Origin of the sequence: Collinsella sp. An307, assembly GCF_002161805.1 — a bacterium.
GTDB lineage: Bacteria > Actinomycetota > Coriobacteriia > Coriobacteriales > Coriobacteriaceae > Coprousia.
In genome coordinates this window covers 36444-48819 of sequence record NZ_NFIP01000011.1, presented here as the reverse complement: position 1 = coordinate 48819, position 12376 = coordinate 36444, and the positions used below count along the sequence as shown (strand labels likewise).

General features: G+C 66.7%; 7 protein-coding genes and 1 pseudogene. 5 read left to right on the top strand and 3 right to left on the bottom strand.

All coding sequences use genetic code 11. The features are described 5' to 3' along the window. Window positions 1–291: 291 nt before the first annotated feature. A complete protein-coding gene (locus B5F89_RS09225) occupies window positions 292–3039 on the bottom strand; it encodes a YhgE/Pip family protein (protein ID WP_087431492.1) in 2748 nt (915 codons plus the stop codon). Window positions 3040–3055: 16 nt separating this feature from the next. Beyond that, entirely contained in the window at window positions 3056–3916 is an 861-nt protein-coding gene (locus B5F89_RS09220) for a hypothetical protein (protein ID WP_087431491.1), read from the bottom strand. Window positions 3917–4187: 271 nt separating this feature from the next. Here B5F89_RS09220 and gltX point away from each other — a divergent pair, with 271 nt between their 5' ends. After that, window positions 4188–5675, top strand: coding sequence for a glutamate--tRNA ligase (gltX, locus tag B5F89_RS09215; protein ID WP_087431490.1), 1488 nt, complete (start codon window positions 4188–4190; stop codon window positions 5673–5675). Between the two features lie 531 nt (window positions 5676–6206). On the opposite strand, the gene sdaAA is transcribed toward gltX, so the two are convergent. Then, the gene (sdaAA, locus tag B5F89_RS09210; RefSeq protein ID WP_087431489.1) at window positions 6207–7775 is read right to left on the bottom strand and encodes an L-serine ammonia-lyase, iron-sulfur-dependent, subunit alpha; all 1569 of its coding nucleotides are present in this window, start codon (window positions 7773–7775) and stop codon (window positions 6207–6209) included. A 284-nt stretch (window positions 7776–8059) separates the two neighbouring features. Between sdaAA and B5F89_RS09205 the strand changes: the two genes are divergently transcribed. From B5F89_RS09205 to B5F89_RS09190, 4 genes and pseudogenes are all read left to right on the top strand, one after another. Further along, window positions 8060–9778, top strand: coding sequence for a L,D-transpeptidase (locus tag B5F89_RS09205; RefSeq protein ID WP_158098462.1), 1719 nt, complete (start codon window positions 8060–8062; stop codon window positions 9776–9778). A gap of 8 nt (window positions 9779–9786) precedes the next feature. Further along, a complete protein-coding gene (locus tag B5F89_RS09200) occupies window positions 9787–10485 on the top strand; it encodes a response regulator transcription factor (RefSeq protein WP_087431487.1) in 699 nt (232 codons plus the stop codon). Window positions 10486–10494: 9 nt separating this feature from the next. Beyond that, entirely contained in the window at window positions 10495–11583 is a 1089-nt protein-coding gene (locus tag B5F89_RS09195) for a HAMP domain-containing sensor histidine kinase (protein WP_239286736.1), read from the top strand. 104 nt (window positions 11584–11687) lie between these two features. After that, window positions 11688–12362: pseudogene (locus B5F89_RS09190) on the top strand (ABC transporter ATP-binding protein); the annotation flags it as partial. Between the last annotated feature and the right edge of the window lie 14 nt (window positions 12363–12376).

Here is a 12376-nt window from a genome sequence, read left to right as displayed (position 1 = left end):
ATCGGGCGCGGCTGCGCCTGCTTTTGGTAGGGGCGGTGCTGCGACGCACCGCCGGGGCGCGGTACCGGAGCACCGCTGGGTGCGGAGCGCTTGGAGCGGCACGGCGACACGCGCACAGCGACTCCTCACAAGTCCGCAACAGTGCATGGTACACCTATCCTATGGTTTACGCACCGACAAGGACAATTTTGGTTGTGCACTTACCGTATCGCCATAACCCTGGCCGGCAGCCGCTGCACCAAATTGCACTGCGACCAGTCGACGCAACGGCGTGCACGCCGTGCAAACCCGCTAGGCCGGAAGGTGCTGTGCCCGGCGCCGGCAGAGACCTTGGGCGCAGATGATAGACACGGCAAGCGCCACCATAGCGATAAGGACAAGGTAGGCAACCGCGCCCGCAACGCCCGCACCAGCTGCACCTGCGGCCGCACAGGAGCGTAGAGCCTCGGCGAGCACGTTCACGGGCAGCACTGAGCCCAGGGCGGCAAAGATGCCCTCGGAGAAGAACGCGGGCAGAACGAGCCCCGCACAGAGCAGCTGGATCACAAGGGCAAAGATGAATACCGCCGGGGCTAAGCGCCCGGAGATGAGACGCGCTGCCTGCGCGAAGGCGGCGCAAGCAAGCGCCCCGAGGACGGTGAGCGCCACGAACGAGACGGCAGAGGAACCCGAGAGCCCCGAGGAAAGAGCAGCCGCGGCGCCGATGAGGGTGCCCTGCGCGAGCGCGAGGACCGCGCACTGCGCAAACTGGGCCGCCGCAGCCGCCGCTCCCCTACCCGCAAGCGCGGCGCGTGCGTCAAGCGCGGGCACGACGAGCACAGACGCGAGAGCGCCCAGCCACACAGCAACGGCAGCCGCGATGGGCGCAACGGAGCCCGCAGAGGTAACGCGGTCGCGCACGCTTGTGCGGAAGCGGACCGGGCTCGCGGCGACCTCGGCACGCTCGGCGGCGTTACCGGTGGCATTGGCGAGCGTATCGCCCGCCGCCTCGAGCGTATCGGTCACGCCGTCGGTTGCTTCGGCGATCTGGCGCGTCCCCTCACCCAACTGGCTCTGCACAGAAGCAAGCGACGAGAAACCGCTCCCGAGCGCGCCCACACCCTGGTTGACGGCGTCGAGCGCCTGCGCGAGCGCGGTGTTGCCCGTGCCGATGGCGAAGGTCCCTTGCGCCATGGTGGAGAGCACCTCACCAAGGGCGGCCGCCCCCTGCGAGAGCCCGGTTGCACCCGCGCCGAGGGCACCCTCGCCCGAGAGCTGCTCGCCCACCGCCGTAACACCCTTGCCGAGCAGGGTGACCGAGCTTGCAAGACCGGGCACCTCAGTTCCGTCCGCCAGCGTGGTGCCTGCAAGCGCCGTCTCGGCATAGAACACGTTGGTCACCGCATCGGTTGCCTCACCTGCCAGGTTTGTCACCGCACCGGTGAGGTCCTCCCCCACTCCAGAGAGGCTCTCCGCAGTCGCTTTAAGCGTATCGAGGTCGCTGGCGATACCGGCGTTTGCGTCGTCGAGGACGGACATGCCCGCTGCGGCGGAGGCAGCGGAGTCCGCAAGGCTACGGGAGGCTTTGGATGCGCCGGACACGCGCTCGGCGAGCGCCTTTTGCTCAGTGTCGAGGACGGCGAGCTCGTCGCGCACCTCGGCGATCTGGGTGCGCAGGGCACCGAGAGCATCGGCGTCGATTGCCGCCGTAGACGACGCGCCGGAGCCGCCCGAGGCCCCCGCCGCAGAACCGGCGATGTCTGTCGCAGCTCCATGTGCCGTCGCGCCCTCCGCGCCGGTGCTAGGCGCGCTCGAGCCGTCTGCGGCGGTGCCTGACAGCGCCGCATCGAGGTCTTGAAGCAGCCCGTCGAGCGTGGCAGAAAGTTCGTTGTAGCGCGCATTGAGCTGCGCGAAGTCCTGCTCCACGCCCGCGGTGGAACCGTCCTCGCTACCGGCGAGCTCGGCCGCAAGCGCGTCTGCCCCGGTCGCGACCGCGGTGATGCCGTCGCGCATCGAACCGACGCCCTCGACGGCGGCCGTCGCGTGCTCCTTGAGCGAGGCTGCCGCCGCGGTGGCTGAGGTGAGCGCTGCGGCAAGAGTCTCCTCATGCTTCTCGATAACACCTGTGACCTCGCCCATCGCGGCGAGCGAGCCGGTAGCAGACGTCAACCGTGCGGAGACCTCCTCGAGGCTCGTGCCCGCGGTCACCACCTGCTCACCCATGCCCACTGTAGTCGCCGAAACCGTCTCGAGCCCCTGCGCGAGTGCCTCGGAACCACTTTCGAGCGCTCCTGCGCCCTGAGTCCCGGTGGCTTCGAGACCTTGGGCGATGGCTTCGGCGCCCGTACCCGCAGCGGCGACGCCGGATGAGATGGTCGCGATTCCCTCGGCAAGGGCGTCCGTTCCCTCCGCCGTTTGGGTGAGCCCGTCTGCCAGCTGGTCGTTGCCGGTGGCTACGGCCTCGAGCGCCTCTGCCATCATGGTCGTGCCATCGGCGGAAAGCGTGAGCTTGGATGCTTGAGAGCGGACCTCGTTTAGGACCGAGAGCACGTAGTTCTCGCCCAGATCGCTCTTGAGGCGCGCCTGCACCTGACGAAGGGCGGCGCTGCCCGCCTCGGTGGCGAGCACGTTCTCGGCCCCCGAGGACGCAATCTCTATGGTTGCCTGTTTAGGATCGGAGCTATCGATGCTTGCAACATGCTCGGAATAATCCTTAGGGATCACAAGCGCAAGCGCGAACGAACCCGCCCTGACGCCTGCGTCTGCCGTGTCCTCGTCCACCACCTGCCACGCGAGCTCTTGGGAGTCCGCAAGATCATCCACAAGGTCTTCTCCAGCGTGCACGCGGCGCCCGTCCGCATCGGTCGCGCCTGCGTCCAGGTTCACCACGGCAACGGGGATACGTGAGGCGGCGTCGAACGTGGGCGCGAGGGCGAGCACGCCCACAAGGCAAACCGCAGCTGGCACGAGGGCTACGAGGGCAAGCGTGCGCACAGCACGCGGCTCACGCATGAGAGGGCTCAAGATTCGCCGCAAAACATCAACCACTGAGGACATCATCTGTTTCCCATCTGCACTATATATATGCACCGCTAACGCCGTCAGACCCTGCCGAGGAATCGTTCGCGTTAAGAAGTTCCGCGGAATCGATATCGAGCGCAAACGCTCGCGTAACCACGCGAGCAACTGCGGAATCGGTTGTTCCCACGAGGACCGCCGCGCGCTCCTCGCTCGCGATGTGGGCAAGCAGGCGCAGGAATGCGAACGCCTCGTCTTGGGACAGGCTGCGCACGAAGGCGTCAGTAAGGTCGAGAACCGCAGCGGCGGGGCGACACGCAAAGGCAAGGGCGGCGCTCAGGCGGGCGCGATGCGCGGGGTCGAGCGCGCCGACCGTGCGACCGATGTCGCCCGCAAGCTCGAAACGGCCGAGATAGTCGATAACGTCACCCGCGGCGTCGGACGTACTGGACTTGCCCGCTGGGCTTGCATCGGCGGTCGCGCCGGCGATGTTCGCTGCGTCGGCAACGTTCGACGCGGCGGTGACGTCCGTCGCACGCCGCCGCCTCTGCCAGAGGGAGAACTCACGCGCAAGGGCGTCGCCAACAGTCTCTGCGGACACCGCGTCACACACGCCACTGACTACGCCAACACCCACTGTACCGCGAGGCAGACGGGGGCGCAGGCGAAGCGGCCCTCGCGCGGGGCGCGCCGCGAGCTCGGTGCCTGCGACCGAAAGCGAACCCTCGGCAGGAGCGATCAGACCTGCCACGGCAAGGAGCGCGTCGCGCACGGGGGCCACCTCGGCCGCCGCCAGCGCGACGACCTCGCCCGGGTGCGCCGCAAACGTCGCGAACTCACAGGTGCGCACGCCTCCACGGACGATGCAGAGATCTCGCGCCTCGACAACGGCATCTCCTGAGCCTGCAGCCTCTGCCATGGAATCGCTCCTCCTCTGCCACCTAACAGGTCTTCTGACGGCCGCTCGCTCATGGCATGCGCCCGCCCACCGGAACCTCGCTGCTCGCATTGCGGACAACTAGGCCGTTACATGACCCCTAGCGTACCCGATACGCCCGCTCGCAGTCGCGAAACCGCCGCATCGGGCCAAAGTTGGGACAAATATCTGAACGGTCTGTGCGCGACCGGCGACCGCGCTATAATTCATGTGCTCGAAAGCCCATCCGACCTTGCAGAAAGCGAGTTTCACCATGACCCAGCCTGTCCGCGTCCGCTTCGCCCCCTCGCCCACCGGCAAGCTCCACATCGGCGGCGCGCGCACCGCAATCTACAACTGGGCGTTCGCCCGCGCCAACGGCGGCACCTTCATTCTGCGCATCGACGACACCGACCCCAACCGTTCCACCGAAGAGAACACGCAGATCATCCTGCGCGCCATGCGTTGGCTCGAGCTTGACTGGGACGAGGGCCCCGAGGTGGGCGGCAACTTTGGCCCCTATGCGCAGACCGAGCGCCTCGACATCTACCGTGAGGCCGCCGAACGTCTGCTCGCCGAGGGACGCGCCTACCCTTGCTTCTGCACTCCCGAGCAGCTTGAGGCAGACCGCGCCGCCGCGCGCGAGCGCAAGGACCCGTTCCAGGGCTACCAGCGCCGCTGCCGCAACATCCCCGCGGATGAGGCGCGCGCTCGCATGGAGGCCGGCGAGCGCTACACCATCCGCATCAAGGTTCCCGAGGACCGCGGCGACGTCGTGGTAAACGACGCTGTCCACGGCAAGGTGGTCTTTGATGCCAAGGAACTCGACGACTTTGTGATCTTCCGTTCCGACGGCACGCCCACCTACAACTTCACCACCGTGGTCGACGACGCCCTCATGGGCATCACCCATGTCATCCGCGGCGACGACCACCTCTCCAACACCCCGCGCCAGATTATGGTCTACGAGGCGCTGGGCGCTCCCGTTCCCGTCTTTGCGCACCTCTCGATGATTCTCGGCGCCGACGGCAAGAAGCTCTCCAAGCGCCATGGCGCCACGAGCGTCGAGGAGTACCGCGATGCCGGCTACCTCTCGGACGCCTTTGTGAACTACCTGGCGCTGCTCGGCTGGTCGCTCGACGGCGAGACCACCATCATCCCGCGCGACGTGCTCGCTCGCGAGTTCTCGCTCGACCGCATCTCCAAGAACCCGGCGACCTTCGACCCCAAGAAGCTCGACTGGGTGAACGCCGAGTACATCAACCGCATGGACAACGCCACCTTTGTGGAGAAGATTCTGGTACCGCAGCTCGTTGAGGCGGGCCTCATCGACGCCGAGCCCGCTGTCACCCCGGACGCCGCGTGGTTCGACGCCCTCGCCGAGATCGTCCGCCCGCGCACCAAGATGCCCGCCGACGCCGCCACGGTGGCCGCGCCCATCTTCGCCACGGCCGAGACCCTCGCCTATGACGAGAAATCGGTTGCAAAGGGTCTTGCCAAGGAAGGCATGGCATCGGTGCTTGACGCTGCCCGCGCCGCTCTCGAGGCGCTCGACGACGCCGCTTGGACCGCCGAGGCGATCGACGGTGCGCTCGAGCCCCTGCCCGAGGCGCTCGACCTCAAGAAGCGCGTCGTCTTCCAGGCCGTGCGCGTTGCCGTCTGCGGCAACCTCGTGTCCCCGCCGCTCGGCGAGACCATGGCGCTCATCGGCCGCGAGGACTGCCTCGCACGCATCGACCGCGCCCGCACGATGGCGCTGTAGCAGCTGTGTCTCGTTGCGATATCCGATATCGCAACGAGACACAGCACCCACATACCTCTTGCCGCTAGAGCCGTCCGTGAGGACGGCTCTTTGCTTGTCCGGAGGATTGGGCTAGGCCGCACCCCGCCCGCATTCGTCATAATTCTCCGCCCGCATTCGTCAAAACCGTGTTTACCAGCTCCTGGAGGCTCTCTAGAGCTGGTGAACACGGTTTTGACAAAACGAGGGCCACTGGAGCCGTGTTTACCAGCTCTACCCGTCCACGCACCGTCCGCAAGCCGCGTCACATAACAAAACTCGGGCGGTTTCGTCTGACCCCCGAGGCCCTTTCTCGAAGAAACCAAGTTTAGGAGGGTTTTTAGCCTCAATTCGTTCATACACTTGGTTTCTTTCTCAGGGATGGCCGAAGAAACCAAGTTTGCAACCGCTGAACAAGGCGGGGGCAGGTGCCACAAGAACCGGGACGGCCGGCGGCTTTTGCCGGCAGCCTTCCCGGGTCCAGTAGTGACAGGAAATGATAGGTAGATCTTACTAGCAGCCCTTGCAAGCAGCGCAGGCGGACGGCGCCGCTGCGATACCACCCCGCGCCGTCTCGCGCAGCGTTGCGGGCAGGGCGCGCCCGACCTCGTGCATGACATGGGCCATCTCATCAAAGGGAACAAGGGGCTCGATGCCCGAGAGTGCAAGCTGTGCGGAGGAGAACGCCGCCGCAACACCGATGGCGTTGCGCATCTGGCAGGGCACCTCCACAAGGCCGCCCACCGGGTCGCATACCAGGCCGAGCAGGTTTGCCAAGGCGAGCGACGAGGCAGCGAGCGCCTGCTCGGGCGTTCCGCCGAGCATCTGGGTGAGCGCGGCGGCGGCCATGGCAGCGGCGCTTCCCACCTCGGCCTGGCAGCCGCCCTCGGCACCCGCCACACAGGCGTTGACGGTAAGGAGCATCCCTACGGCGGCGGCGGCGTACAGGGCGTCCATCACCTGATGGTCGTCGAGCCCGCGATGCTCCGCGACGGCGAGGATGCAGCCCGGCACCACGCCCGCCGAGCCTGCCGTGGGCGCGGCGACGATGACGCCCATGGAGGCCGAGCGCTCGAGCACGGCGAGCGCGTAGGCGACAGCGCGCGTCTGGACCTCGCCCATGAGCGCCGCCGTGAGGGCCGTACCGGCATGGGCCACCTGCTGGGCCTCTCCGCCGATAAGGCCGCCGAGCGAGGGACGCGGATCCACAAGGGGCCCGCAGGTCTCCGCCCGCATGGCGCAAAGCACGCGCTCCATGGCGGCAACGGCCTCGCTCTCGCCGGCGAGCACCGCCTCGCGCACAGCCATAACGGCGCCGATATTCATGCCGAGCTCACGGCAGCGCGAGAGCAGCTCCGCGCCCGTGTCGAAGAACTCCTCTCCCCCGCACACCATGCTCGCTGGCGCCGCGCCGGGAACGCGCACATAGGTTGCGGTCACGATGTTGGGCCGACTCCGAAGCTCGTCCAGAAGCGCCTCGTCCGGTAGCTCGTCAAGTTCAAAGACCGTGTAAGCGCGCCCGCCGCGCTCGGTGCGGTAGGTGCGCATGAAGGCGATGTTGATGCCGCGCTCCGAGAGCAGCACCGTGAGCGCCGCGAGGACGCCCGGCGCGTCGCGATGGGCGACAAAGAGCGTGTCGTACTCGCCCGAGATGTCAACCGTCACACCGTTGATGCGGCTCACGCGCACACGGCCGCCACCGAGGCTCTCGCCGCGCACTTGGCAGGTGCCGCCCGCCTCGTCCTGCATCTCGATGTCCGCCGTGTTGGGATGGATCCGCTCGTCATCTCCCGCAATGTCGAAGGCGACCTCGAGCCCTGCCGCCGAGGCAAGCGCGAAGGCGTCGCGGATGCGCTCGTCATCGGTCTCGAGCCCGAGGATGCCCGCCACAAGCGCGCGGTCGGTGCCGTGCCCGCGGTAGGTGTGGGCAAAACTGTTGTAGAGCGTGAAGCGCACGCGGACGATGGGCGCCTGCATAAGCGAGGCGGCGACGCGGGCGCAGCGCAGGGCGCCCGCGGTATGCGAGCTCGACGGGCCGACCATGATGGGGCCAAGGACCTCGGATGCGGACATGGTTGCCATAAGGGGCCTCTCTCCTCTTTGTTCTCGTCCCTCCCATTGTAGCGGGAGGCGCTCGGACGATGGCGCGACTTGCCCGCCGGGTGGGCCGCCGGATTGCCTGCCGGGTGGCCAGCCGGCTGCTGCCGCCGGATCGGCCGCCGGCCATGCCCGCTTGGCAGCGTGTTCGTTCGTGTTGCATATTAGGCGAGACCAAGACCTTGTCCGCTCGGGCGGCTATAATCATGCAAACGGTTCCTACCTGCGGGGCCGCCTTGACGCTGATTTTGGGGAAGGAAGGGTGCACGATGCCCGGCTCCGATATCGATAACCGCATTCCACACCTCGACCGGGAGAACCCCCTCGCTGTCGAGGACACAACTCAGATCCGTATGCCACAAGAAGCGGAACGCACGGTAGCGGCACCGGCTCGCGCGCCGCAGCCCCTGGGCGCCGCTGCCATCGGCACATCAGGGGGCGGGTACGCGAAGGCCACGGGTGGCCCGTCGGCAACCACGGGGGGCGCACCGGCCAAGCGCAAGCATGGCAAAGGTGCGCTCATCGCACTTAGTATCATTGTCGCGATTATTGGCCTTGCCTACGTAGGTGGCATAGTAGCGTTCACGTTTTTGTTCTATCCCAACCAAGAACTCGCCGGCATTGACGTGTCCCTCATGCAGGCAGATGCCGCCGCTCAGAAGCTCGACGGCCAAGTCGATGGCTACACGCTCACGCTCGAGGATCCCGACCTCGGATTTAGCTGGACCTATGAGCCCGAGGGCGGCCGCAACATCTTCAACACCGCAGCCGCCGCGCGCGAGAAGCTCGCCCAGAACGAGCCTTGGATCTGGCCGGTAAAGCTCTATGAGGCCGTGACGGAAAAGGCCGTAACTTCTGACGAGGATGCCCTCGACCTCAACGCAGAGCCCGACCTCTCGCTTTTGGGCGCCGCATTCAACCGCACCGACTTTGAGAACAGCCTTGGCGCGGTCGTCGATGGCTTCAACGCCAACCGCTCGGGCGTCTTCAACGCGCAGAGCTCTTGGGACGCCGACGCGGGGGCGTTCCGTTACGAGAAAGCGGCTTCTGCTCGCAAGCTCAACCGCGACAATATCGTTAAGCTCGCGCTCGCGTCGCTCGCCGACCTCAAGGCCGACGCGTCGCTTACCGAGCTGGGCGAGGACCTGTACCTGCCGCTCGAGGGTAACCCCACCGAGGAGCAGATGAAGGCCGACTGCGACGCCGCCAACGCCTTTTTGGGGACGAACGTGACCTTCAAACTCGGCGACTCGACGGCGGGAACGCTCGACGGCACCACCATCGGCCCGTGGATAACCTTCGACGCCGCGACCGACCCCACCCTGAGCACCGATGCGGTCAGCGCATGGGCGTCTGAGCTCGCCGCGCAGATGAACACCGTGGGCTCCACGCGCACCTACACCCGGCCAGACGGCAAGACCGTGACCATCGGCGGTGGCACGTTCGGCTGGTCCGTCGACGAGGACGCACTCGTGCAGACCGTACAGGATGCTGTGGCCAACCACCAGACGGGCGACATCCAAGTTCCCACCGCGAGCCAGGGCGATGTCTTTACCGGCGCCGGCCAGCCTGACTGGAAGAAATACGTCGATGTCGACATCTCCGAGCAGTACGCGCGCCTCTACGATGAGAACGGCACCCTCATCTGGGAGACGGGCGTTGTGACCGGCAAGGACAACGGCGAGGACGACACCCCCATCGGCGTCTACAAGGTCAACAACAAGGCGCGCAACATCAATCTGGTGAGCCAGAACAAAGACCCCGAGACCGGCGAACCCGAGTATGTGAGCCCCGTAGACTACTGGATCGCCTGGAAGGGGAGCTCTTGGGGCTTCCATGATGCAAGCTGGCAGCCCTCCTGGGTATACAGCGACCCGAGCGCCTACCACACCCGCGGCAGCCACGGGTGCATCAACACCCCCTACGACAAGGTCCAGCAGCTCTTCGACCTGCTCGAGGTCGGCGACTGCGTGATCGTCCACTACTAGGGGACCTCATGGGCGCGCGCATCCTGCTGGTGGAAGACGATTCGGTCATCGTCTCCGCCCTGACCGAGCTTCTGGAGGGAGAGGGCTATGCGGTCGACACCGCTGCCACGCAGACGGCGGCGCTTGCCCGCGCGCTCCCCTCCGGCGGCGATAGCGCGCGCTCGTACGCCCTCGTCTTGCTTGACGTCTCCCTTGCCGAAGGCAACGGCCTTGCCGTGTGCGGAGCCCTCAAGCAGGCAGTGCCCGAGCTGCCCGTCATGTTCCTCACCGCGTCGGGCGACGAGTTCACCACCGTTACCGGGCTCGAGCTCGGCGCGGACGACTACATCGCCAAGCCCTTCCGCCCGCGCGAGCTTCTGGCGCGCATCGCCAGCGTGCTCAGGCGCACGCAGCCGGCAAGCAGGCGCACCATCACCTTGGGTCCTCTCACCATCGACCCGGACCGTGCGCACGTGGAGCGTGCCGGCGAGGAGGTCGCCCTTTCCGCCCTCGAGTACCGGCTGCTTTTGCTCTTTGCAACGCATCCGGGCAAGCTCGTCACGCGCGATCAGATCCGCGATGCCCTTTGGGACGACGCGGGCACCTATATCGAGGAGAACACCCTCACGGTCTACATCAAGCGCCTGCGCGATAAGATCGAGGACGACCCGGCGCACCCCGCCCTCATCACCACCGTGCGCGGCCTCGGTTACCGCGCCCTCGGGTAGGGGCGACGCATGCTGTCGCGAAACCTCCCCGTGAGGCGCGCCGTTGTCGCCTGGCTCGCCGTCACGGCCATCGTGGTAGCACTTGCGGCTGCTCTCCTCGGACGGGACGGCGCCCTTGTCGCACTCGTCGCCTCGCTCGCAGCCGCCCTCCCCTTTCTCATCCATACCTACCTGCGCTACCGCGACCTCAAACGTCTCGCGGCGCGCTTAGACGCGGTCCTTCACGGCGAGCGTGAGCTCGCCTTCGAGCGCATGGGGGAGGGAGAGCTCGCCATCCTTGCCAGCGAGCTCGACAAGATGGTCCTGCGTCTCACCCTCACCGCCGACGACCTTGCCCGCGAGCGCCAGCAGCTTGCCGACGCCCTTGCCGACATCTCCCACCAACTGAAGACACCGCTCACCGCGCTCTCCCTCACCACCGAGCTTGTGCGCAAAGACCTCGTCCGCCGCGGTGATTGCCCGGCGGGGGTAGAGCGGCTCCGGCACATCGAGCAGCTCGAGGTGCATGTACAGGAGCTCGTTGCGACTCTGCTGCGCCTGGCACGCCTCGACGCGGGCGCGCTCCAGTTCGCGCATGCCCCGGTTGCCGTGGCTGAGCTTGTCGAGCGTGCCGCCGCGCCCCTCGCCATTGCCTACGACCTTGCCGATGTGACGCTTACCTACGATATCGAGGACGGCTGCTCCTTCACCGGTGACATCGCGTGGACCGCCGAGGCGCTCGGCAATATCCTCAAGAACTGCCTCGAGGCCACGCCTGCCGGCGGCACCGTCACGGTGCGCGCCCGCGAGGACCTCATCGCCTGCCGTATCACCGTCGAAGACACCGGCCCCGGTATTGCCGAGGAGGATCTGCCGCACATCTTCGAGCGCTTCTACTGCGGGCGGCGCCCCGAGGATACGGCGGATGCGCAGGAGGAACCGTCCGAGGGGACCTCTAGTGCCGTCAACCCGGCGGGTGTGGGAATCGGGCTCTCGCTCGCACGCGCGCTCATCTCTGCCCAAGGCGGGACCCTCACCGCAGAAAACGTGCGCGATACAGATGGTGCCCCCGCGGGAGCGCGCTTCTCCATCACTTTCTTTAAGGACATCGCCGTCTGACGCATCACGGCAAGGTGACAGAAGTGTCACGCGCCGGTCATCCGGCAGAAAGGGCACGTGTCCAGTATGGTAGGTGACCTATCCCCAACGCAGAGGGAGCACCCATGAACATCCTTAGCGTAGAGCACCTCACCAAGGTCTACGGATCGGGCGATACCGCCGTGGCCGCGCTTGACGACGTGTCGTTTTCGGTAGAAGCGGGCGAGTTTGTCGCCATCATCGGCAGCTCGGGCTCGGGTAAGTCCACGCTTCTGCACCTCATGGGCGGCGTCGAACGCCCGACCTCGGGCACCGTGCGCCTCCAAGGGCAGGACGTCTTTGCCCGCACCGACGAGGAACTCGCGGTGTTCCGCCGTCGTGAGGTCGGCCTCGTCTACCAGTTCTACAACCTCATCCCCGTGCTCGACGTGGTGGAAAACATGACGCTTCCTGTCCTTATGGACGGGCGCGAGGTCAACGAGAGCCGCCTCAAGATGCTCCTCGAGGCGCTGGGCCTCACCGGGCGCGAGCGGGCGCTCCCCAACCAGCTCTCCGGCGGTCAGCAGCAGCGCGTCGCCATCGGCCGCGCGCTCATGAACGCGCCGGCGGTCGTACTCGCCGACGAGCCCACGGGAAACCTCGATTCCAAAAACTCCACCGAGATCATGCGCCTTTTGCGCGCATCCAACCGCCGTCTCAAGCAGACACTCATCGTCATCACGCACGACGAGGACATCGCCCTCATGGCGGATCGCGTCGTCGTGATCGAGGACGGGCGCCTCGTTCGCGATGAGCGTCGCCGGGAGCCCGAGCG

What these genes read in the sequence shown, in the direction of transcription:
- B5F89_RS09195 (WP_239286736.1), top strand. Translation starts at nt 10,495, where the DNA reads ATGCTGTCGCGAAACCTCCCCGTGAGGCGCGCCGTTGTCGCCTGGCTC.
- B5F89_RS09220 (WP_087431491.1), bottom strand. Translation starts at nt 3,916, where the DNA reads ATGGCAGAGGCTGCAGGCTCAGGAGATGCCGTTGTCGAGGCGCGAGAT.
- sdaAA (WP_087431489.1), bottom strand. Translation starts at nt 7,775, where the DNA reads ATGGCAACCATGTCCGCATCCGAGGTCCTTGGCCCCATCATGGTCGGC.
- B5F89_RS09225 (WP_087431492.1), bottom strand. Translation starts at nt 3,039, where the DNA reads ATGATGTCCTCAGTGGTTGATGTTTTGCGGCGAATCTTGAGCCCTCTC.
- B5F89_RS09205 (WP_158098462.1), top strand. Translation starts at nt 8,060, where the DNA reads ATGCCCGGCTCCGATATCGATAACCGCATTCCACACCTCGACCGGGAG.
- gltX (WP_087431490.1), top strand. Translation starts at nt 4,188, where the DNA reads ATGACCCAGCCTGTCCGCGTCCGCTTCGCCCCCTCGCCCACCGGCAAG.
- B5F89_RS09200 (WP_087431487.1), top strand. Translation starts at nt 9,787, where the DNA reads ATGGGCGCGCGCATCCTGCTGGTGGAAGACGATTCGGTCATCGTCTCC.